Here is a 22,229-nt window from a genome sequence, read left to right on the forward strand (position 1 = left end):
TATAACACAAGTACACGCCACCATCACCAATGTCGTCGCTGTGAATAAGGCAGCCAAAAGGAAATCGCTATGTCGTCAAGCTCGTTAGAAGCGAAGAGCGCTCAATCTCATCACATTAAATCACGCTACTTTATGACTTGGCGTTGGCATTTTTATGCCGGGCTTTTTGTTATCCCATTTTTGATCATACTCTCGCTCACCGGTCTCATTATGCTGTTTGATGAGGAGATCGAATTCGCGAGGTACGAGTCAATATTAGCCGTTGTACCGGAACATCACACCACCTCTCTCACCCAGCAGATGGCCAGCGTCAACGCCGCTTTTCCTGATGCAACCATCACCCAATTCTCGCCTGCTCGCAGCGACGATACCGTCAATCGTTATTCGCTTGAAATACAAGATGGTCGCTCATTAATAGCCGCAGTGAATCCATACTCAGGCACACTGCAAGGTACGATTGACCGCAACCGGAGCGTGTACCAATGGGTAAACCGCATACATGCAAACCTGCTGATCGGTGATGTCGGCGATCGACTGCTAGAGATTGCTGCTAGCTTAGGCATCTTATTGGTTGTGACGGGCGTGGCCTTGTGGTGGCCAAATGATCATGCAAGACGAGCCGGTTTTCTAACGCTTCGCTTGGGTCAAGGCCGTCGAGTCTGGTTACGTGACTTACATGCCAACTTAGGCGGTGTATTGTCACTTGTGTTGCTGTTTTTCTTAATTTCAGGTCTCGCCTGGACTGGGATTTGGGGCGCCAAATTAACGCAAGCTTGGAACACCTTTCCCGCCTACTATACATGGGGAGAAAAGCCGAATTCTCAGTTTACGCATCAAGACTTAAACCCAACTGGCCACAAACAGATGCCGTGGAATCTTGAACAAACCCCACTTCCTCAATCTGAGGAGGGTCCAACCCACGATCACGCCAATATGACCACCCAGATGCCAGCGGCGACACACTCTCATCTTGGTAGTATTACGCTCGACGAGGTGGTCGAGCAGGCACATCAACTCGGCTTTACTCGCTACCATGTTTATCTGCCACTTAGTGAAAAAGGCGTTTACACGATTGCTGCCAATTCGATGAATGGCGACAATTTTGACCCTCGCCAAGACCGGACACTCCATCTCGATCAATACTCCGGGACGCCCGTTCTCGATGTAACGTGGCAAGACTACACCATATTTGCCAAATGGATGGCAGCTAGTGTGTCACTTCATCAAGGCGATGTCGGGTTGTGGAACAAGGTATTCAATGTTTTGTTTTGCCTTATTACGCTGTTTCTCTGTGTTTCAGGCACGATGATGTGGTGGATACGCCGCCCTCAACGCGCTCGATTAGGTGTACCACCAACCTTTCAAAGTGATCGAGTTTGGAAGGTTGGGCTAGTGACACTGTTCATCATTGGGCTACTCTTTCCGCTCGGCGGGATGACCATCTTGGTTGTGTTGGCCATAGACGCTTTGATCATTCAACGGGTTGGTAAGCTGCGCCAGTGGTTTCAGTAGTCACCAGCAAGACATTGCGTCTAACCAGTAAATTCTCTAGATTACATCCATGACCAAGGAAGAGAGTCCACCACTATGAAATCACTGCTTATCGTCAACGTCGGTTCTGCGCCCCAAAATCAGCTCGAAAAATATGGTGATTTTGAACTTTGGGCTCAAGAGGCGATTGGAACCACACCCCTGCCCATTCGCTTTCATGATGGTATCCACGGCCTCTTTCCACCTTATGATGAATTAGCGGGTATGATCATTATGGGATCGTTGTCGATGGTGACCGAGCAGACGGCATGGATGACATCACTGAGTCAGCATATTCGAGCGCTGCATCAGCAGCACATACCGATGCTCGGTATCTGTTTTGGCCATCAGCTGATCGCCCATGCTCTGGGTGGCAAGGTGGATGTTAATCCCCAAGGATTGGAGCTAGGCACGGTGGAAATATCTAAACACCCAGAGCACGATCCACTCTTTTCTTCCCTACCGGATACCTTTCCTGCTCAAGCCATCCACTACCAATCGGTGCTCACACTGCCTGTTGGTGCTCACCGACTTGCCGCCAGCAAAATGGATCCTCACCATGCTTTTCGCGTGGGCGACAACACCTGGGGCGTACAATTTCATCCTGAGTTTTCTGCCGCTATCATGAACGACATGATCGCAGACTTAAACACACAACTGGGCGATAAACTCTGCAGTGACCTGCAAACCAAGACCTGTCAAACACCGCTAGCGACGAGTATACTGCCGCGCTTCGCCAAGCACTGTCTCGACAACGTATTAACGCAGGAGCAAGCATGAAACTGGTCATCGCCAACGATCACAATGGGGTCGATTTAAAACGTCATCTCGTCGCGCATCTCTCTCAATTAGGTCATGAAGTCATTAATCTTGGCAGCGATACTGAGGAAACCACCCATTCGGCTTTTTATGCCGTTGAAGCATGCCAGTATGTAAAGCAAGGTGACGCTCGTTTTGGCATTCTCATCTGTGGTACGGGAGTGGGCATGTCTATTTGCGCGAACAAAGTCAATGGTATTCGCGCAGTCTTGGGCAGTGATAGTTACACGGTCAAGCAGTCCCGTGAGCATAACGATACCAACATACTCGCTCTTGGTGCATTAACGACCGACAGAGTCAAAGCAGCGGAACTCGTTACGACTTGGATCCACACCCAGTTTGATGACAGCGTGAAAAGGCGGCTTCGTTTAGGGTTCATTCAGGATATTGAAGCCGATCAAACACTTCGTCGCTCCTGACTTGTCACATTCAGAGAAAAAATGTCACATGTATTATTATATCTTTTATGCTATGGTTGCATCGTCTTGGTAGACAACCAAAGACAACTAGCCATTTGACGATACTGTGCGTTGTACTATCCACAGGTCAACGAGCTAGCCCTCTTTTGGCTAGCTCGTTTTATTTTCCCGCTTTACGGTCAACTCTCATTACCACTTTTCGCTCCTCATTATTGACGTATCATATGCAAAGCGTAGTATTGCTCTACGCTTATTGATATGAACCTAGTCCCACTTATATTCCGCTCTGTGGGCAGAGGACAACACGTCACGGAGGGAAACCATGTTGAGAGGTTGGCAATGGGTTTGGCTATGTGGGTTGCTGCTCACTCCTTCTGTCTACGCGCACGACTCGATACGAGAAGTTGCCCTCGCCATTGGTGAGTTTCCGCCTTATACCTCAGAGTCTCTTCAACATCACGGTATCGCCAGTCAAATCGTCACAGAAGCCTTTGCGCAAGTAGATATAGAGGTGACGTTCGCCTTTTTCCCGTGGCCGAGAGCCTACAAACAAACTCAAGTAATGAACAACATATGGATAGGCACATTTCCTTGGATTTGGACACTTCAGCGTGATGATGACTTTGTCTTCAGTGACCCAATCATTGAGAGCCATGACTACCTCTATTTTCTCGACGGTTACCAAGAAAGCTATCCCAATATGGAAGCGTTGGAAGGTACGATCCTTGGGGCACCGATGCATGTTAGCTATCCGTTATTAGAGAAAATGGAGGCAGAGCAGCGTCTAACCATCGAGCGAGTGGGCACCTACGAAGATTTATTCAGACGGCTACTGTATAGACGCATCGAAGTGATCTCTTTAGAAGAGCACGTGGGTCGCTACTTCATGCAGGCCCTGCTCGATGGTGAAGAAATGACTCGAATTTCCAAATCTCGTTTTCCGACTGAAGAGCGTCGTTACCACCTGATGATTTCAAAACGACATCCCCAAAGCAGGCTCATAGTTGAAAAGTTCAATCAAGGGCTTGAGCAACTGCATCGCTCCGGACGCTATGAGGAGATACTCAATACGTTGCAATTGCCCGATCCGGATAGCGGTTTGTGAGCCCTGCAAAGCTTTGCTTACTCTCTCATATACCATCAGAAAAATAATCGCTACATTAACAAACGAATTACAACAATAACGCTGGTTCCCCCCTACATCTCAAGCCAGCATCAAAAAAATAATGTGGAGCATGGTTATGCATTTAAAAAGTCGCGGGAAATTGCTGTCAATTACTATTATTCCCCTCGTACTGATTACCGTTTTAGTAACTGGGATCTTCTATTGGAATGGCGTCCGAGATCTTGAGGAGCAATCCAAACTGTATCGTCAGGAACTCATTGAGTCTCGTCAAGATGAGCTAAAAGCGTATCTATTGATGGGGCGCACGGCAATTCAATCTCTCTATGAGAGTGATAAAAATGGTGAAAATATTCCGCAAGCAAAACACATTCTTGAAAGTATGCGTTTTGCGGATGATGGTTACTTCTTCGCCTACAACTCCCAAGGCGTTAACACGATGCACGCCATCAAGCCATCGTTAGAAGGCAAGAATCTCTATGATTTAAAAGATGATAATGGCGTCCCCGTCATTGCTGGACTTATCGACGCATCTCAAAAAGGTGACGGCTTTCTTTACTTCTCTTGGCATAAGCCATCCATTGATGCACAAGCACCAAAATTAGGTTACGCGGAGCACCTACCCAAATGGGACTGGGTATTGGGTACAGGGATTTATATCGACGACGTCGATCAGCTCGTGGCTCAATATCGTGTCGAACGTGAAGCAAACATAATGTCGGATATCGGCTTTGCCGTTATGGTTTCAGTGTTAGGTCTTATTATCACTATTATTATTATCAGTTTGGTTGTAAGCAAAAGCTTGTTACCACTGACCAATATGGCTCAACGACTTCATGACGTAGCACAGGGGGGTGGTGATTTAACCCGCCGTTTGGAAACGAAAGGACACGATGAGGTTGCTCAGCTAGGTCAAGCGTTCAACACCTTTATGGATAAAATGCAGCCACTAATTAAAGATATTCAAAACAGTTCTGTTTCCGTGATGCAAGCAGCCCACGATTTAGATGCTCATACCTCAAAGTCGAGCCAAACAATGCAACATCACAGTCAAGAAACGGAAAAAGTCGTCACGGCAGTAACGGAAATGGCCGCGACCTCTCGTGAAGTCGCGAACAACACTAACCTTACCTCTGACTCGATAAACGAAGCAAATCAACAAATTCAAGATGCCCAGCAAGAGGTGGCTGAAGCGATGAGGAGCATCAACGAATTAGTTGCAGAGGTGAATATTGCCTCTGATGCCATCGAGTCTTTGAGCGATCAAACCCATCAAATCACCAGTGTGATAGAAGTGATTGGCGGCATCGCAGAACAAACCAACTTGTTGGCACTGAACGCAGCTATCGAAGCGGCGCGAGCAGGCGAACAAGGTCGTGGTTTTGCTGTCGTGGCAGACGAAGTCCGTTCATTGGCGAGTCGAACGCAATCAAGTACAGAAGAGATTAATGAGATGCTCAGAGCGCTACAAAATGGCGTTAAAAAAGCGGTCTCAACAATGTCGGCCAGCCAGCAACGTGGAGAAAAAACGGTACAAGATTCTTCTGTAATCCAGCAACGCTTGGGTGGCATTGAAACGTCAGTCCGCACGATTCATGATATGGGGATACAAACCGCCGCCGCCGCTGAGGAGCAAAGCGCCGTTGCGGAAGATATTAATCAAAACCTCGTCGCGATTCAGCACATCGTTGAAGAGCTAAGTGCTGATTTACAACGTGCTGAGCAAATAAGTTCTTCATTGGCTGTTTCCGGAGAGCACGTTCACGATCTCGTGGGCAACTTCAAAGTTTAGTCTGGTTACACAACCGTAGACTTAAAAATGAGTCCAGAGTCACGATACTTTGGGCTCATTTTTTGACCCAATTGTCATCCTTTTATCGTCGATCATTGGATGTTCCTTCACAATGGTCAAATCGGCGGCTATAAACAGGTTAAGTTCATGCTTGAGCGTTTGCTGCCTAAATCACTCAACCTGCTTAAACGCGGTTCCACCAATATTGAACTGATTTTTCTCTTGATGATCAAAAACGGCTTATTTGACAACGCCGTTCGCACAGACGGTCTTTATCCGCTGTTTGGATGGGAATATGGCCCTAGCCTCCGAGCCTCTTGATAGCAAAACCCAATGGGATGCGGTTCCAGTGCAAACCATCACCGAAATTAACGGCTGCCAGCAAACCCGGATTCCGATAGGGCACTGTGTGCAGCGATGAAACCGACCTCGAAGAGGCACCCAAGCCGATTCCCGAAGTGGCGTGGAAAACTTCTGTAGGATGAAGCTTATGGCGCAATCTTCACCGTCGCTCAGCGTTCAAAACTGATCATTCATCGCATTAACGCACTGAAGCAACGTCTCAATTTGTTGGGCCTCGAGTCCTTGAGTCAATTCGTTCACCAATTCAAGATGAAGCTGATTGTGGCGCTGATGAATCTCTTGCCCTTGCTCGGTCAAACGAACCACAATCGCTCGGCGGTCGTCAGGGTGCGGGCATCGCTCAATCAGATCTGCGTTGACCAACTTATCGATTTGCACGGTTAGCGTCCCCGTTGTGATTCCAAGTTTTTGCGCCAGTTCTTTCATGCGCAAGGGCCCATTAACCCCCAAGGTTTCAATGGTATGCACTTGGGCTAAGCTATACCCCGTCTCTTTGACGACCGACTGCTCCCAAGATGACAGTTTGTCATAAAATTCAGTCAGTGCGTGATTGAGTTGCGATAACGTGTTCATTGCGGCTCATACTGTACTTCTAACGTTAGGTGATGAATCTTATCAAACTTCTCTAAATGCTGCTTGATCTCTTCAGCCGTCTGCCCGTTAGAGACCCTGAGTGTGATCGCGGCACTGTGATGATGGCCACTGATTTTCCAAACATGTAAGTCCACCACTTCACCGTGACGCACCAGCTCTGACTCAACCTCATCCAGGTAGTGATCATCGATGCTTTCATCAAGTAAGATTGGGCTGGTTTGATGAATCAAGGAGAGCGTCCATTTGGTGATCACCAAGGCTCCGACGATACCCATCAAGGCATCAAGCCAATGCCAACCATAGAATTTACCAAACAGCAGCGCCACAATGGCAAGAATAGAGGTCAAGGCGTCGGTCAACACGTGTAAGTAAGCGGCGCGCAAATTGTGGTCATGATGATGGTCGTGATGGTCGTGATGGTCGTGATGGTCGTGATGGTCGTGATGGTCGTGATGATGATCGCCCAATAACACCATACTGGCAAGATTGACCACCAAGCCTATTACCGCGACCAAGATTGCCTCATTAAACTGAATCGGTTGAGGGTTGATCAAACGATGAACCGATTCCACTACCATCAGTAGCGCAACAATGCCCAGAGCAATGGCGCTAGTGTAACCACCGAGCACGCCGACCTTACCGGTACCAAAAGAGAAACGACCACTATTGGCATGCTTTTTCGCATAGCGATAGGCAAATAGCGTGATGCAAAATGCGGCGGCATGAGTACCCATGTGCCATCCGTCCGCCAGCAAAGCCATCGAGCCATAGACGGTCCCGGCAACGATTTCCACCACCATGGTGACGACCGTCAGCAGTAAGACATAGAAAGTGCGGGTTTCCCCTTGATGATTGTGGCTGGAAAAACCGTGAGATTGGCAAGATGATGACCGCATATTACTTTGACCTTCAAACTATTTGACTGTTAATTTAGTTTGATTATCAAACAGTGTCAATAGATTTGTGTGATGCGTTTCTCTCATTCTGGCGTTAGTGAATAAATAGCCAATACCCCATGGTCGTCATCGCCAGTAGCCCGAGAAGTAAGGCAACCATTTGCACTAAGCCATCACGCTCAAGCAAACCCAGCCCCATAAAGATCACCACCAGGGCAGGCGCCAAATTCGCCAAGGGTACCGGGATCGCAATAATCACTCCTAACATAGCCACAATACTGCCGTTCAATCGATCGACAATAGGCGCTTCGGTAAATCGCCATCGTGGGCGGATATAGCGCTCTATCGCTCGCACTTTAGGCTCAAAGGTTAACAGCGCTTTTTTGACCGCAGCGGCGGGCATCGCACGATCGAGAATCCAACCTGGAAGCCAAGCACGACGTCGCCCTGCCACCATCTGTAAGCCCAAAACGATGATGATGAGCCCTGCAAACAGAGAGACAAACGGCACGATGCTAAAGATGGCCATCAGCACCAAAAATAAGCCGAAGGTGCGATCGCCAAAGCGTTGCGTCAAGCTACGTAAGGTGATGGTCGATTGACTGGCTTGTTCTGCTAATGCGAGGATGACATCAGAGGTGCGCGTTCGGCGCTCATGAGGTACATCAAAAAGAGAATGGGGATCTTGAGGCAATCCGTGCAATGCGGCACTCCAAAGGTTTTGCGTTTTCGGTGGCTAGACATTAGCAGCGAACACGCGGGGTGTATAGCCATCGCTTAACGAAATAACGACGCTTTAACAGGGTGCCGACACGGTGAGTAAGGCGTGAAACCATCACGCCGCTTCGATGGTTTTTAAACGCTCAAAATAGGTAGGATAGGTATTTTTGATGTGACGCTGCTCTTGCACCATATGTTTAAATGTCGGCCCTTTTTTCAGTTTAAGGACGACCTCTCCACCATCAATACGCAGCACGGCTCCCTCAATCGCTACTTGGTTGTCGCAGTGTAGATCCAGAATACCGGCAAGCGATAACCCTTTGTATACTGAGGTAAAATTATTCATCACGACACGAATCCCCCCTTCCGAGACCTCAGTGACGTGAAAACGCTCATCAGAAAAGCGCACACTTGGTCTCGCTCGGCGAGGGTATTTTAAGCGATAGTATTGTCGTTTTTGTTCCATGTCGTTCATGGCTGGCTCCTATTTCGGCCTTAACCCATTCTAACTAGTATAGTTATCGGCAGATAAATAGTAACCTTTATCCTTGATTTATGAGACCTTGCCGCACCCATAACCACCCGCTCTGTTTACGCTGAGCCGCGACGCTGCTCTCGTTTTCCACTTAGCATTAATTCAATTCACACTCTGTTCATTCCCACATCTTCAACTAAACTTTAGAAGTAAGTTGTCTAGGGATGAGAAAACTCCATGTTGATATGCTTTGTCGACTGACATTGTTGACTTCCTGTGATTGGGTCGCGTGATGCGACCTTCTTTTTTTGCCACCCATCTTACCTAAACGAAAAAGCCTGAACGAAAAAGCAGCCCGAGTGGGCTGCTTAGAGTTAGGTTAAACAGAAAAATGACGATTGGAGCAAGGCTTTAATGTTGCCTACCTTCGGGATCCGGTGCAAAGTCGACTTGCTTGTAAATATCGGCCAGAGTTCTATCTTTCAATTTCTTGCTCCGTTTGGCGCGAGCTTCATAGCTTTCATCTTGATGACGAATGGCTTGCTCATGCTCCTTCGCTGATTGAATGAACTCCGGGTCTGACAACGCCTTTTGACGTAGGCGGTTAACGCGTTCAATGGTTTCCCATATCATATTCCACCTCCTTGACTGTTTATACATACAGTATAGTCGATGATCATCAACCGTCAAATTTTACTGGTTATATCCTCAGTGTTTTTTCTCGGCGCCCCATCAATAGGTGGGTAAAAGCCGTGCCATTACTGCAAATACGCGTTTAGCATCCATAGCAGTTTCTCTTGTTCACGGATGTAATCTCCCATCAGTGCCGCCGTGCCCTCATCCGCAGCGTCACCCGATTGCTCTAGGATCGTGCGTTGTTTACTCAGGAGCACACTGAAGCCGTCAACCAAACCTTTGACACACTCGCTCCCTTGTGTCGCGTTTTTGTGCTCTTGAATCGTACTGCCTTCAAGGTATTGGGTGAAGCTGTGGTCTGGCGTGAAACCCAGCGTCAAGATTCGCTCTGCCAATTCATCGATTTTGGTTTGCAGATCAGTGTAGATCTCTTCAAATTTCACATGCAGCTCAAAAAACTGCTGACCTTTGATGTTCCAGTGGTAACCACGGGTATTCATGTAAAGCACTTGATAGTGTGCAAGAAGATCGTTGAGCTCAACGGCGAGTTGCTGTGCTTTGTCTTTATCTAGACCAATAAGATTAATTTGTGATGTCATAGTTTTGCCCTCTAAAACAACGTGTCTAACCACTTAAGTAATTAAAAAACTCAGGTGTTTGAGAATGACTTACGCCCTTTTTTATACGGTGCGTTGTCGTGATGGGTTTAATGTATCGCCACAGAGTAAATAGGTAAAACCGCTTAAACCTATTACTTTAATAGCTTAAAACAATTGATCCAATTGTTCGATTTGACCTATCCCAGCAATTTGCATAAACGATTTACCAACGCCAACCCATTTACGTACTCTGGTAAGACCTGTTTAATGAAATGAGTTGAGAGAAAGCATGAAAGCACTGGTTGTGGAAGGCGGCGCGATGCGCGGAATCTTCGCCGCAGGCGTATTGGATACGTTTATCCACCAAGACTACTACCCTTACGACTTTACACTTGGTGTGTCAGCTGGCTCCACCAATCTCATCGGTTACTTGTCTAAACAGCCCGAGCGCAGCTTTAATGTTATCACCCAACTCGCCACCGACCGTCGCTTTTACGATCCGAGACGCTTTTTAAAGGGGGGAAATCTGGTCGATGTCGGCTGGCTTATCCGCGAATCAAACCGTCGTTATCCGATCAATGAAACCATGATGTTTGGTAACATGCCGCTGATTGCAGCCGCGACCAATATTGATAGCGGAGAAGCGGACTATTATCAGGTCAAACCGCATAACTTAGAGCAAGTGATTGAGGCGACCTGCGCTCTGCCTATTGCGTACAAACATACGCCCTGCTTTTCTGGCAATTGCTACACAGACGGCGGCGTGTCCGATTCGATCCCTGTCGCAGAGGCGCACCGACGCGGCGCCAGAGAGATCACTGTGATTCTGTCACACCCGCTGAGCTATCGAATGCCAAAAGCAAAACATCCTTGGCTAATGAGGCGATTGCTGGCCAAATATCCCGCCATCGCCAACGCGATGGCCGTGAGAGCAGAGAACTACAACCGCTCGCTCGACTTTATCCGCAATCCACCGAAAGGCACGCAGATTAGAGTCATCGCACCTGATGAGACGTTTAAAGTGAATCGCCTCACCATGCGTCAAGACCGATTGTTAGATGGCTATAAAATGGGACTAAGAGAAGGCAATAAGCACCTGGCGAGTCGTGCCGGCATGTACGGTCTAACCCGAGAAAACTGTCACTTTTGCCTTTGAGGGCGCTCGCGGAGGCCGTAGCGTTAGCGCGCAATATCGAGCTGGTTGCCCTGCACGCCGTTGACTCGAAACCACCCAGCGATACTGTATCGTTCCCCTTGGGTGGGCAGTACCTCATGAGGAAATTGCTCAGAGAAAAACACCAGCAAGCGACCCGCTTTCGGCGCGACCTTCTCAATCATTTGATCGTTGAGATCGTAAATCACTAACTCGCCTTGGTCGGCTTCATGCCACTCTTCATTCATGTAAAACACCGTCGTTAAGCGGCGGTTTTCATTGCCTTTAAAGCTGTCGAGATGCTTTTGATAAAAGTCACCGCGCTCATACTTAGCAAAGTGCGCTTCATATTCAAAGAGGCCGAGGAAAAAGTGCTGGTTGGCCGCCAGACGAATACGCTCCATCTTGTCTAGGTAAGCCTGAACAGGTTCGCCCATCGCAGGAGACAACCAGTGAATTTTGTCGCTTCGAATCGAGGCAGCGCGAACCGTCTCTTCATTGCGGCCAATGCGTGCTTTTTTCCAGGTGTCCGGTAGGCAATCACGAAGCTCCGCCACTTCGTGTTCTGAAAGAAAATCATCCCAAATATAGTAACCGTGTGTAAAAAGTGCATCGATTAGCGCGTTCATCAGCCGTTGGCGCTCCATGAATTAATAGGAAAACGCCTTATACCGAAGTGGTAATGCAATCGGCAATTGCGACTTTTTGTCGTAACGATTAATTAGGGTCGTTAAACGTCTAATCCGTGTTCAACGGCATACTTGGCCAATTCTGCGGTACTGTGCAAATCGAGCTTATGTTTGATGTTTTGACGGTGGGTCTCAACGGTTCGAAAACTGATATTGAGCAGCGCCGCGATCTTTTTGCTGCTGTTGCCTTGTGCCACCAACTTAAGCACCGCTTCTTCCCGGCGACTCAATGGATTGGGTTTTTGCGCGGCGGGAATCACCTCTTGGGAAAAGAGGGTTTGCGTTACTGATTCACAGAAGTAGGTTGAGCCTTGATAGACGGTTTTGATAGCCTGCACCATACGTGTGGCACAAATTTCTTTGAGCATGTAGCCGACCGCCCCAGCCTGCATCACCTTCATGATGTATTCGCGGTTATCGTGCATGGTTAACATCAGCACTTTGACCTCGGGCATTTCTTCTTTGATAAGGCGGGTCGCATCAATGCCGTTCATCAGCGGCATACTGACATCCATTAAAACCACATCTGGATTCAGTGCCTTGACCACATCAATCGCTTCTAAACCATTACTGGCACAGCCTACTACTCGAATCTCTGGCTCTTGTTTTAACCGTGCGATGAATCCATCCAGCACCACTTGGTGATCGTCCACGATCACCACTTCAATTGGTTTATCCATACACTAATCCTTCCAGTTCGAGTAAGACAGTGATTTCAGTACCCAGCCCGGCGTCACTCTCGATTTCAATCTCTCCGCCAATAAATTCTACGCGCTCGCGCATATTCCTCAGTCCAATACCATTTTTTCTCAACGCGGACGTCACATCAAACCCGACGCCGTCATCTCTAATGATCAACTGCAGCATGCTGCCCATCTGCTGCAATATTAGGGTGACGTTTTTCGCCTGTGCATGTTTCTCGATGTTGGTCAAAGACTCCTGAGCAATACGATACAAGGTCGTTGCCACTTCTGATTTTAGCTTGCCTTTCTCAGTGTGGATCGACGCTTCAACATCAATCCCCGAGTGCAGTTTGAAATCGTGCAGCAGGGTTTTCAGAGCAGCCTCAAGGCCGATGTCATCTAATGCGCTCGGGCGCAATTGGTGAGAAATGTGTCTGACCTCGTTGATCGCCGTCAGCAGCGAATTTTGCGACTGAGTGACGTATTGCTGAAGGACGGCGTCATCAAGTTTATTTCCGAGCAGCTCAAGATGGCACTTGCTAGAGACCAACAGTTGGTTGATGCCATCGTGCAGTTCTCGGGCAAGATGCTTCTTCTCATCCTCTTGAAACATCACCGTTTTATGTGCCAGCTCCTTCAAGCTTTTATCCGCCAAACGGTGCTCGTGAAGATTGACTGCCAAGGTGATGACAACAATCACCGCGACCGTGACCACCACAATCACAATCACAGAAAAAAAGGTCGTTTCGATGTTTTTGTTCACTTCAGAGCGCAAATTGGCCACTTCTTGGGTAATGTCTTCGATGTACACCCCAGTGCCGATCATCCATTGCCAGCGATCCAGCCAAGCCGCGTAGCTAAGCTTGGGGACATTTTCCCCCGTTGACGGTTTTTGCCACAAATAGCGGTGGTAACCGCCGCCGCTGCGCGCTTGCATCAATAAAGAAGCAATCAAGTGGTCGCCGTTTTCATCTTGCAGATCGTAAAGGTTTTCGCCTACTAGATGGGGCATCACAGGGTGGACTAAGTTGGTCCCTTCGCCATCATAGGCAAAAAAATAGCCATCTTTGTCTTTGCCATAGCGGAGCTTATTGAGGATAGATTTGACCTCTTGTTTGGCCACCTCTTCCGGCAAATGAGGGTCATTATAGATGTAGGCGATCGCATCAAACGCGAGATCCACGCTGTCTTTCAGCGCCGACTCTTTTGACTTGATTAAGCCACTCTCAAAAATCTCAATTTCTTGCTCACCTAGGGTTTTCGCCTGATGAATTGAAATCCAACTGGTGATGGCCGTCACCAGAAGCAAAGGCACAAGGCTAAGCAAAATCAGCTTGGCTTGTAACGGCATTCCTTCTCCCCATTTAACACAAAGGCCACCCGATTTGGGTGGCCTCCACTTTAGCAGGAGTTGTTAATCAACTGTAATCGAGTGATCACATTCCGTAAAATTGAGGGAAGACCAACAGTGACGCCAGTACCAGGATTTGAATCGCAATAAACGGCACCACGCCTCGGTAGATATCCGTGGTGGTGACCCCTTTCGGCGCCACGCCCTTGAGATAGAAGAGACTGAAACCAAAAGGCGGCGTTAAGAATGAGGTTTGCAAGTTCATCGCAATCAAAATAGCAAACCAAGTCATGTTGATCCCTAACAACTCCGCCACAGGCGCGATGATGGGTACGATGATGAAACAGATTTCAACGAAGTCGATGAAAAAGCCCAACACCAAGATGACCAACATGGTGATGATCAAAAAGCCCCATTTCTCGCCAGGAATTTGCAGCATCCACTCTTCGACCAAGTAGTCACCACCGGTATAGGTGAACGCCATCGAAAAAGCGGTGGCACCCAACAAGATAGCAAAAACCATCGCGGTCACTTTAACCGTCTCTTTTGCCGCGTCATACACCATGCCCCAGCTAAATTGCTTATAAAGCAGAGCAAGAACGATAGCACCCGCGCCACCAAGCGCTGCCGACTCCGTCGGTGTCGCCACGCCAGCAAAAATAGACCCAAGAACGACCACAATTAAGGCCAACGGTGGGATCACCGCTTTAAGCGCCGTGATCACTTCTTGCTTACGACTGATGCTGCCATCACTTGGAATCGGTTGCGCCGCCTCTGGGTTGAGTTTCGCATAAATCAAAATATAAATGACGTACGCACCAACCAAGACTAACCCCGGCCATACCGCCGCTTGAAACAGATCGCCGACAGGCACACCCAGCACATCACCGAGCAAAATTAACACGATAGATGGCGGAATGATCTGGCCTAGTGTGCCAGACGCACAGATGGTGCCGCAGGCCAATCCCTTGTCGTAATTATATTTAAGCATCACAGGCAGTGAAATCAGCCCCATCGCCACCACCGAGGCCCCCACGACACCAGTAGAGGCCGCAAGCAACGCTCCCACCAGCACGGTGGAGATCGCGATACCTCCGCGAACGCCACCAAATAAGCGCCCCATAGACTCAAGCAACTGCTCCGCCAGACGCGTCTTTTGCAGCACCAAGCCCATAAAAACAAATAACGGCACAGCCATGAGCACCGTGTTTTCCATAATGGATTGGATGCGATAAGGCATAAAGGCAAACATATCCATGCCTTCGGCCCACACACCAAAAATCAATGCGATACCGCCAAAGGTAAAGGCGACGGGAAAGCCTAGCAGCAGTGCAAACAAGGCGACAAAAAACATTACAATACCGACCATCTTCTTGTCTCCTAGTGTTGATCTTTGCTGTTAACGTACAGCAGCTGTGGGTTAAAAATCTTATTGAGGGAGTGGATCAATAATCCAATGCCACTGATAGCCATAAAGAAGAAGGAAACCGGAATCATGGCTTTGATGATCCAGCGGTAAGGCAAACCACCGGGGTCGCCCGATGTCTCACCTAACGCATAGCTCTCTTTGGCGAAATCGATACCAAACCACGCCACCAACAAACAAAATGGGAAAAGAAAGACCACCGTACCAAGTAGATCAATGATCGCTTGGGCGCGCATCGATAGTCGCTCGTAGAAAAGATCCACTCGAACATGCCCGCCCGCTTTCAGCGCATAAGGGACACCCAATAAAAAGACGGCTGAAAAGAGATGCCACTCCATTTCTTGGAACGCGATGGAGACATCATTAAATGCGTAACGCATCACCACGTCATAGACAACGTTGGCAAGCAATAAGATAAAAAGAATACTGGATAGCCAGCCTAGAAAGTCACCAAAGCGATTAAAAATACGCTCGACATAGATAAGACTTCTCATTCCCTACTCCATGGAATTTTGAAAGCGTGTTGCAAGTTAGGCTTACAACACTTTGATTACACTCGATATACGCTCTGTTTTAGACTCAGAATCTAGTGAGTGAGGCTTCTTGGGCTTGCGCCGAGACAAACTCGGCGCTTAGGTTATTGCTGTTATTGTGCCGAACTGTTGAGGTAGGCACGGGTAGAAATGTCTGTCCAAGAACGCACTTGCTGCATATAAGCCGCTTGTGACTCTTGAATTTCCTTCGCAAGCGCATCTTCATCCGCGTGTTGCTTAAGAAGTCGATCGTTCGCTTCGCGTAGCGCCGTCATCACTTCCGCTGGGAAATCTTTAACTTGAACATTTGGGTATTCAGTTTTGATGGATACCCAGTTTTTGCCACTTTCATGCTTAGATTGGGTGTACATATCATACGCAGCAGTCTTCATCGCGACTTGCAAGATCGCTTTCAGATCATCTGGCAATTTTTCCCAAGTACGCTTGTTGACAAGGAACTGCAGCTCAGTTGCTGGCTCGTGCCAACCTGTGTAGTAGTATGGCGCGATTTTGTGGAAGCCCATACGTAGGTCAAGAGATGGACCTACCCACTCAAGCGCATCAATGGTGCGGCGCTCTAGCGAGGTATAGAGTTCACCCGGTGCGATATTGGTTGGTTTCGCACCTAGCTCCGCAAGGATTTCGCCTGCAAAGCCCGGGATACGCATTTTAAGACCTTGCAAGTCTTCCACTGAGTTGATCTCTTTTTGAAACCAACCGCCCATCTGAACGTCTGTGTTACCGCCAGGGAACGACATTAAATTGTGTGGCGAATACACTTTTTCCATCAGCTCCATACCACCGCCGTAGTAGAACCAAGCGTATTGCTCTGTGGGCAGCATGCCGAATGGCATTGAGGTGAAGTACAAGGTGTTTGGCACTTTGCCTTTCCAGTAATACGATGCGGAGTGGCCCATGTCGTATTGGCCCGATTTCACCATATCAAACACGCCAAGCGGCGCTTTGTGTTTGTTGGCAGAATCAATACGGATTTGCAGGCGGCCGTTAGACATTTCTTCCGCCATTTTCGCCATGTTCTTCGTCGCGTCACCAAAAATCGGGAAGTTTGGTCCCCAAGTTTCGGCCAGTTTCAGACGATAGACTTTTTCCGCTGCGTTTGCGGAGGTTGCCGCAACCGCAAGCGCCGCAGCCATCGCGGTCCCTTTCAGTACTCGTTTCAACGTTTGTTTAATTAGACTCATGTTCACGTCCTTTGTTAGCTGTAGCAACTATCCAGTTACTTTTGTTTCGTTTACAGCTTGGTAGAAAGCTATTGATTATTAAATCAGCGTGAACACGGAGAAAAATTAACAACCCCCGCAAGCCTTAGACCAAAGAATTACGTAGTAATACGTAGGATAATTTATACGACAATAGATAAATAACTATTTATCAGCTAGTTATTAACCAGACAGATAAGTAGAAGATCAATTTATACGTAGTAATTGATGAGTAAAATGAATCAGTAGAAAGATGTGATAATTGTGACAAATGTTAAAAACTGGTTGTCGTGCCCGATAAAAACACAAGAGCCTCGACATTCATCGAGGCTCTTGTGTTTGTGCTCACTCACAGAGCACGGCAATACTGAGCGGGCAGATTATATGGCTTTGTAGATGACCTTGTTGCCTGCTAGCTGCTCTTTAACGACGAGATTTTCGTCCAACAGTTTCTTAAGCGCACCCGTCGCCCATGAAGCCGCTTTCGCCTCTTCTTGACCAGCTGCGATGCCGATACCTTTCGGGTTGATGCCTTCACAGTTGGCCAGCACGATGTCTAGCACTTGTTGCTGTTTCGGTGTCAATGCCACGTCCACTGATTTCGCTGCGACGACTTTCTCAGCCGGTTTTTCAGCGGCTACTTTAGGTGCAGGCGCAGGCGCAGCTTTCGCTACCGCTTGAATGTTTGCTACCGTCGCTTTAATGCGTTTTTGCAGTTTCATCTGCACTTTACGCTTATGAGCTAATCTCATTGAATCTGTCTCCGTATCACTGCAGATTCACGAGGAATCGAGCAGCGGTTGAAATTTGAAGCGCGTTTTATACCAAAATTTCCACACTATTTACAGAGTTAGGGCGGCTTTGTGCGCCAAAAATGCGCTATCTACCAAGATCAGACTACAATTTAAACAACGTATAAACTTATCGGTCCTGCTCATCGTAGTATTAGAAGTCATCAGATTGTGACCGGAGAGCGACATGGAAACGCAACACCTTGTGAATCAGCCTATCAACCTTGCTTCCCCCTTGTGGCGAGTGTCACTGGCTTCTCTGTTGTTGGTGGTGTTTGCAGCGTTAATGCTCTGGGCCCCCGGTTTTAAACCCTTCTTATTGGCGCTGTTCTTGCTCGGATTTTCGCTCTTCGTCGCCTATTGGCTGATTTTAAAAAGTACCGTCAAATACACCCTAACGTCGACCCATTTTCAGCAGCATCTGTTCAAAGGCGGCTGGGTAGTGAAATGGAACAACATCAGCCGCGTTGGTCTGTGTTACTACGATAACGACGGTTGGCAGCAGCCACTGCCTTGGATAGGCATCAAACTCAAACACTACTCGCCCTACCTCACTGGCGTGTGCCCTCGGATAGCGACAGAAATTTTGCTCAGCCAACGTGCACTACTTTACCTTGGCGCAAAACAGCACAAACAAGGAACGCGTTTTGAGGAGATTGTGTTGGACTCGGCCGATTACCACGACGAAGACGGGCATGCCTTTACTGGTTTGCAAGCGATGCTCGCCAACCGCATGCGCTATCAACGCGCCTACTATGACTATGATATCTTCATCTCTACCCAAGACCTTGATCGCCCTGCCGATGAGTTTGTCGGTCTAATGCGACGTTACCTAGCCGCCGCAGAACCCGAATAACGATTACAAAAAAGGCCGCATTCGCGACCTTTAGGGGAAGATTCATCAGTACAGCGGCATTTCATCCGCTACAAACGGGTTAGTGCGGCGTTCATGGCCGAAAGTAGATTCCGGTCCGTGACCGGGAACAAAGCGGACCTCATTACCTAGCGGCCACAGTTTTGATTTGATCGAATGAATCAAGGTATTGAAGTCACCTTTCGGGAAGTCGGTTCGACCGATGGAGCCGTTAAACAACACATCACCGACAAACGCCAGTTGCGCCGATGGACTGAACAACACCACATGACCGGGAGTGTGGCCCGGAGTGTGAAGGACATCCAACTGCTGATGACCAAACGTGACCGTATCGCCATCCTCTAGCCACTCATGAGGTTCAAATGCACTGGTAAGCGGGAAACCAAACATTTGGCTCTGCCCTTCTAGTCCTTGTAACCAGAAGTTATCGTCTTTGTGTGGGCCAACAATCTCAACACCGCCCAAGGCATCAGAAAGAGGCTCTGTGCCGCCGACATGATCGAGATGGCCATGAGTCAACACCAGTTTGACGACGTCGACACCCAACTCTTGGATAAGCGTCGCCAATGACTTCACGTCACCGCCTGGGTCAATGACGATGCCTTTCATGGTTTCATCACACCAGACGATGGAGCAGTTTTGAGAGAAGGAGGTGACAGGGACGACTTGGTATTTGAGTGCCATAATTCAGCCTTGAGTAACAGTTAAACTGGCTGAACTATGACACCACCGGTTCGATTTGACAACCGTTACGCCCAGTAGCGTACCGGCCCAGTGTCGATGTGAACAAAGTCGCTACTTGGGTAAAACCCAACGCCGCCCGCTTTGAGCTCTCTAGCGGCATCGCGCACTTTCTTCAAATCCACACCATCGAGGCGAAAATCGATCGCTTGACCAAGCATGTGGTAGCTCTTCTTCGCCACACCACTTGACTGCGCGCGCAGCGCTTCATTGGTGGCTGGAGAGCGGTAGCCGGAGACAATCTGCACTTCGGCTTCGACACCGAGCATAGTTTGTATTTTTGAAATTTGGTCAAACAAACGTTTATCCATTGGGTGAACCTCATTACGTCGAAAGTCACGACATAAATGGTTTAAACGTTTGAGCTCATTTTTAACGTACTTAGCACCGTCAAAGTAACAGGTTTCTAATGCTTCTCCAGTATGGAGATTACTCATAGCGAGGACACGTGGCTGCTGGGCTCGTGATGCGAATGCCACCCCGGGTAGACAACTTGCTACAACAATGCCACTGCCTGCCAACTGAATGAAATGTCTGCGTGATAAATCCAAAACTTTGCACCTTCATCAAATGGGGTAGTTATCAAGATGTCAGGACACTACCCGAGTCTAATAATAAGTGCAAATGCATAAAACGTGCACAATCTCAAAAATTTGAGCGGCACGCTTGCTTAGTAATTGAGCTGTCAGGCTATTTTTGTACGTTGATAGAATTGTAAATTTTTGGTCAGCTTAACTTTTTGTGTAACTGGATTTATCGAGGCGGTAAATATCGTCGCGGTAGTGGACAATCCCTTCCTCATACCATGCCGTTTGATAAATGATGTAAACCGGAATACGCGTGCGCAGCGCTACGGCTTTGTTCGATACCCACTCACTGCGATCGACATCATTGATACTCATGCCTTGCTGAGCAAGAAGCAAGTTGGCGAAGGTGTCCGCATGTTCAACGCGAATACATCCGGAGCTGAACGCTCGCGACGTTTGACTAAAGAGACCTTTGCTTGGCGTGTCGTGCAGATAAATCGCACGCGCGTTGGGGGTATTAAACTTATACAGACCTAAGGCATTGTAGCTGCCCGACATCTGCCGCATCCGATAAGGGAAAGACTTAGGTCTCAAGTTCTGCCAGTCTATCTCGCTGGCCGGAATTGTCTCACTTGATCCCCATTTAGGAATGATCTGGATACTGTGTTTAGTCAGATACTCAGGATCGCGTTTCACCTGAGGAATGATGTCCTCGACCATGATTTTCCATGGGATATTCCAAGTGGGATTGAATATCAAAGAGTCGAGACGGGTTTGCATTACTGGCGTAGGTCGTTTGGTTTTGCCCACAATCACTTTGGATTCGAAAACCGTCTGACCGGCATGCCAATAGTGCATATCAAAGCTCGGCACATTGACCAAAATGAGCGTGTCGCGCTGAGCGGGCCACATTCGCATCCGCTCTGCATTGAGTGCGAGAGTTGTCATCCGTAATTCTATCGGTCGGTTTAGCCAGCCGATGGTCTCACTGCCAATAATGCCATCTTGGGTAAGACCATGTAGCGCTTGAAAGCGTTTAATCGCCGGTTCCAGTGTCACGTCGTACCAACTCACATCGCGCCTGACCTCATCTAAGTTAACGCCGACCATCGCCATACGTTCAAGCAACACGTCACGATCGGTCAGCGTATCCCCCACCCGCTTTACACCTTGTTGGGTGTATTTGGGCACATCAATCTTTTGATACTTAAGGAGATCCAGATAGCTATCGACCAGCTTTTGATAGCCTTCGCTGTCGGGTGTGTAGGCTTCAATCAACTCAGCGAGCTGCTGATTGTGAGCTGCAGATTGAAAGGCGAGCCAAGCATCACTGCTCAGCTGAGGTAGCGCTGAATTGAGTGAAGCGCCAAAAAACCAACCTTCGCCTTGTGAGCGTGCGTGCTCGGCGTAACTGAGATAGAGCAGCAGTGTGTCAGTGGCGAGGATGTCATACTCATGCCAGCGATTGCTCTTACGAAAGAAGGCCAAATAACTGAGTTGACGTGAAAACAGAGGGCTGAATTGCGCTTGCTGGATAACCTCAAGTTGGAACTCAAGTTTGGTGCTTTGTTGCAGATCGAACCAAATCATCTGGTCACTGTTCTGACGATAAGCCTGCTCCACCAGTTGCGGATATTGAACAATCTCATGCACTGGACTGCTACTGTCAATCCAACCGATTTGCTGAAAATGCTCCATGGCTTTGAGTGGGAACGCCATTACTAGGGTTACCCAAACACCGATCATCCATCTCTTCATACGCTCTCTCCGCCGTTTGCTTTTCAGCGTCCATGTGATCAGTATGGCAAAAAATAATGGGCGCGTGTGCACAGTTTATGAGAACGCCCATTAAAAGTGTATGACACTCTATCGCTATTTAATTGAACTATGTGATCCTCGACCAATGGTTGTCCCATTGAACACCCGACTGTTGCCGAGTTTTCACCTTGGGTTGCTCTTGCGAGACCACTTGCCCTGAACCAGAGCTGACCATAAAACGTTGTTGATGAACAACCACACCAGAGGCATCGGCCAGTGCCGACAGTTCCACCAGCTGACCGGTCGCTTTACTCCAAATGCCATAGCAGTTTCCTCTTGGCGAGGTAGCAAGAATCCACTCTTTTGTAGCGGCAATACTGGCAATGTAGTGGTCAAAGCGCGCCCACTCTTCCGGCGCTGCTCGTAACGACACCATCTCTTCACCTGCGCTATGCATAGCCAGCAGTGACGGGGTCGCCTCCGGTTGGCCTCTGTATTGCTGACCGCACAACACGGT

General features: G+C 48.3%; 25 protein-coding genes. 8 read left to right on the forward strand and 17 right to left on the reverse strand.

Translation table 11 applies throughout. The annotated features are described in order from the left end of the window. Positions 1-69 precede the first annotated feature (69 nt). The 6 genes from AC6R0S_RS15390 (at position 70) to AC6R0S_RS15415 (ending at position 6,004) form a co-directional block, all read left to right on the forward strand. The gene (locus tag AC6R0S_RS15390) at positions 70-1,512 is read left to right on the forward strand and encodes a PepSY-associated TM helix domain-containing protein (protein ID WP_500638287.1); all 1,443 of its coding nucleotides are present in this window, start codon (positions 70-72) and stop codon (positions 1,510-1,512) included. Between the two features lie 75 nt (positions 1,513-1,587). After that, the gene (locus AC6R0S_RS15395) at positions 1,588-2,310 is read left to right on the forward strand and encodes a glutamine amidotransferase (RefSeq protein ID WP_334552376.1); all 723 of its coding nucleotides are present in this window, start codon (positions 1,588-1,590) and stop codon (positions 2,308-2,310) included. Next, a complete protein-coding gene (locus tag AC6R0S_RS15400) occupies positions 2,307-2,768 on the forward strand; it encodes an RpiB/LacA/LacB family sugar-phosphate isomerase (RefSeq protein ID WP_500638288.1) in 462 nt (153 codons plus the stop codon). The genes AC6R0S_RS15395 and AC6R0S_RS15400 overlap by 4 nt, the downstream gene beginning before the upstream one ends. A gap of 322 nt (positions 2,769-3,090) precedes the next feature. Then, positions 3,091-3,873: a substrate-binding periplasmic protein gene (locus AC6R0S_RS15405; RefSeq protein WP_500629749.1), complete on the forward strand. Its 783-nt coding sequence runs from the start codon at positions 3,091-3,093 to the stop codon at positions 3,871-3,873. A 136-nt stretch (positions 3,874-4,009) separates the two neighbouring features. Further along, positions 4,010-5,683, forward strand: a complete 1,674-nt coding sequence (locus AC6R0S_RS15410) for a methyl-accepting chemotaxis protein (protein ID WP_500630437.1) — start codon at positions 4,010-4,012, stop codon at positions 5,681-5,683. A gap of 99 nt (positions 5,684-5,782) precedes the next feature. Then, positions 5,783-6,004 (forward strand): hypothetical protein, encoded by a 222-nt coding sequence (locus AC6R0S_RS15415; RefSeq protein ID WP_500638289.1) that lies wholly within the window; start codon positions 5,783-5,785, stop codon positions 6,002-6,004. A 198-nt stretch (positions 6,005-6,202) separates the two neighbouring features. Here the strand turns inward: AC6R0S_RS15415 and AC6R0S_RS15420 are convergent, their stop codons facing one another. The 6 genes from AC6R0S_RS15420 to AC6R0S_RS15445 all read right to left on the reverse strand — a co-directional run bounded on the left by AC6R0S_RS15420 (position 6,203) and on the right by AC6R0S_RS15445 (position 9,966). Continuing rightward, complete coding sequence (locus AC6R0S_RS15420; RefSeq protein ID WP_500629752.1) at positions 6,203-6,619, reverse strand: MarR family winged helix-turn-helix transcriptional regulator; 417 nt, start codon at positions 6,617-6,619, stop codon at positions 6,203-6,205. Then, complete coding sequence (dmeF, locus tag AC6R0S_RS15425; RefSeq protein ID WP_487901233.1) at positions 6,616-7,536, reverse strand: CDF family Co(II)/Ni(II) efflux transporter DmeF; 921 nt, start codon at positions 7,534-7,536, stop codon at positions 6,616-6,618. Before dmeF ends, AC6R0S_RS15420 begins: the two co-directional genes overlap by 4 nt. 94 nt (positions 7,537-7,630) lie before the next feature. After that, positions 7,631-8,239, reverse strand: coding sequence for an exopolysaccharide biosynthesis protein (locus AC6R0S_RS15430; RefSeq protein WP_500638290.1), 609 nt, complete (start codon positions 8,237-8,239; stop codon positions 7,631-7,633). Positions 8,240-8,371: 132 nt separating this feature from the next. Next, the gene (locus tag AC6R0S_RS15435) at positions 8,372-8,731 is read right to left on the reverse strand and encodes a PilZ domain-containing protein (protein WP_487901231.1); all 360 of its coding nucleotides are present in this window, start codon (positions 8,729-8,731) and stop codon (positions 8,372-8,374) included. A 411-nt stretch (positions 8,732-9,142) separates the two neighbouring features. After that, positions 9,143-9,364 carry a hypothetical protein gene (locus AC6R0S_RS15440; RefSeq protein WP_334552389.1) on the reverse strand — a complete coding sequence of 74 codons (222 nt, stop codon included), beginning with the start codon at positions 9,362-9,364 and terminating at the stop codon, positions 9,143-9,145. 125 nt (positions 9,365-9,489) lie between these two features. Continuing rightward, positions 9,490-9,966, reverse strand: coding sequence for a Dps family protein (locus AC6R0S_RS15445; protein ID WP_334552390.1), 477 nt, complete (start codon positions 9,964-9,966; stop codon positions 9,490-9,492). Positions 9,967-10,255: 289 nt separating this feature from the next. Between AC6R0S_RS15445 and AC6R0S_RS15450 the strand changes: the two genes are divergently transcribed. Then, entirely contained in the window at positions 10,256-11,122 is an 867-nt protein-coding gene (locus tag AC6R0S_RS15450; protein WP_500638291.1) for a patatin-like phospholipase family protein, read from the forward strand. A gap of 23 nt (positions 11,123-11,145) precedes the next feature. On the opposite strand, the gene AC6R0S_RS15455 is transcribed toward AC6R0S_RS15450, so the two are convergent. From AC6R0S_RS15455 to AC6R0S_RS15485, 7 genes are all read right to left on the reverse strand, one after another. Further along, a complete protein-coding gene (locus AC6R0S_RS15455; protein WP_500638292.1) occupies positions 11,146-11,748 on the reverse strand; it encodes a 2OG-Fe(II) oxygenase in 603 nt (200 codons plus the stop codon). A gap of 101 nt (positions 11,749-11,849) precedes the next feature. Next, positions 11,850-12,488, reverse strand: a complete 639-nt coding sequence (locus tag AC6R0S_RS15460) for a response regulator (protein ID WP_334552393.1) — start codon at positions 12,486-12,488, stop codon at positions 11,850-11,852. Continuing rightward, a complete protein-coding gene (locus AC6R0S_RS15465; RefSeq protein ID WP_334552394.1) occupies positions 12,481-13,842 on the reverse strand; it encodes a cache domain-containing protein in 1,362 nt (453 codons plus the stop codon). Before AC6R0S_RS15465 ends, AC6R0S_RS15460 begins: the two co-directional genes overlap by 8 nt. Before the next feature lie 85 nt (positions 13,843-13,927). Beyond that, positions 13,928-15,211, reverse strand: a complete 1,284-nt coding sequence (locus tag AC6R0S_RS15470; RefSeq protein WP_334552395.1) for a TRAP transporter large permease — start codon at positions 15,209-15,211, stop codon at positions 13,928-13,930. A gap of 11 nt (positions 15,212-15,222) precedes the next feature. Continuing rightward, the gene (locus AC6R0S_RS15475; RefSeq protein ID WP_334552396.1) at positions 15,223-15,762 is read right to left on the reverse strand and encodes a TRAP transporter small permease subunit; all 540 of its coding nucleotides are present in this window, start codon (positions 15,760-15,762) and stop codon (positions 15,223-15,225) included. A 152-nt stretch (positions 15,763-15,914) separates the two neighbouring features. Beyond that, positions 15,915-17,003: a TRAP transporter substrate-binding protein gene (locus AC6R0S_RS15480; protein WP_487901226.1), complete on the reverse strand. Its 1,089-nt coding sequence runs from the start codon at positions 17,001-17,003 to the stop codon at positions 15,915-15,917. A 398-nt stretch (positions 17,004-17,401) separates the two neighbouring features. Beyond that, complete coding sequence (locus AC6R0S_RS15485; RefSeq protein ID WP_500629758.1) at positions 17,402-17,773, reverse strand: MarR family transcriptional regulator; 372 nt, start codon at positions 17,771-17,773, stop codon at positions 17,402-17,404. Positions 17,774-17,999: 226 nt separating this feature from the next. On the opposite strand from AC6R0S_RS15485, the gene AC6R0S_RS15490 reads away from it, so the two are divergent. Further along, complete coding sequence (locus AC6R0S_RS15490) at positions 18,000-18,668, forward strand: DUF2982 domain-containing protein (protein WP_500638293.1); 669 nt, start codon at positions 18,000-18,002, stop codon at positions 18,666-18,668. A gap of 45 nt (positions 18,669-18,713) precedes the next feature. Here AC6R0S_RS15490 and AC6R0S_RS15495 read toward each other — a convergent pair whose 3' ends face one another. The 4 genes from AC6R0S_RS15495 to AC6R0S_RS15510 form a co-directional block, all read right to left on the reverse strand. Then, on the reverse strand, positions 18,714-19,370 hold the full coding sequence (locus AC6R0S_RS15495) for an MBL fold metallo-hydrolase (protein WP_334552400.1): 657 nt from the start codon (positions 19,368-19,370) through the stop codon (positions 18,714-18,716). A 65-nt stretch (positions 19,371-19,435) separates the two neighbouring features. Beyond that, entirely contained in the window at positions 19,436-19,978 is a 543-nt protein-coding gene (gene mepK / locus AC6R0S_RS15500) for a peptidoglycan L,D-endopeptidase MepK (RefSeq protein WP_334552401.1), read from the reverse strand. 180 nt (positions 19,979-20,158) lie between these two features. After that, on the reverse strand, positions 20,159-21,712 hold the full coding sequence (locus AC6R0S_RS15505; protein WP_500638294.1) for a L,D-transpeptidase family protein: 1,554 nt from the start codon (positions 21,710-21,712) through the stop codon (positions 20,159-20,161). Positions 21,713-21,839: 127 nt separating this feature from the next. After that, positions 21,840-22,229, reverse strand: a 390-nt coding sequence (locus tag AC6R0S_RS15510; protein WP_500638295.1) for a DUF1513 domain-containing protein, incomplete at its 5' end; no start/stop codon positions are given.

The organism is Vibrio sp. R15-SG3-ISO1B, from assembly GCF_059833835.1.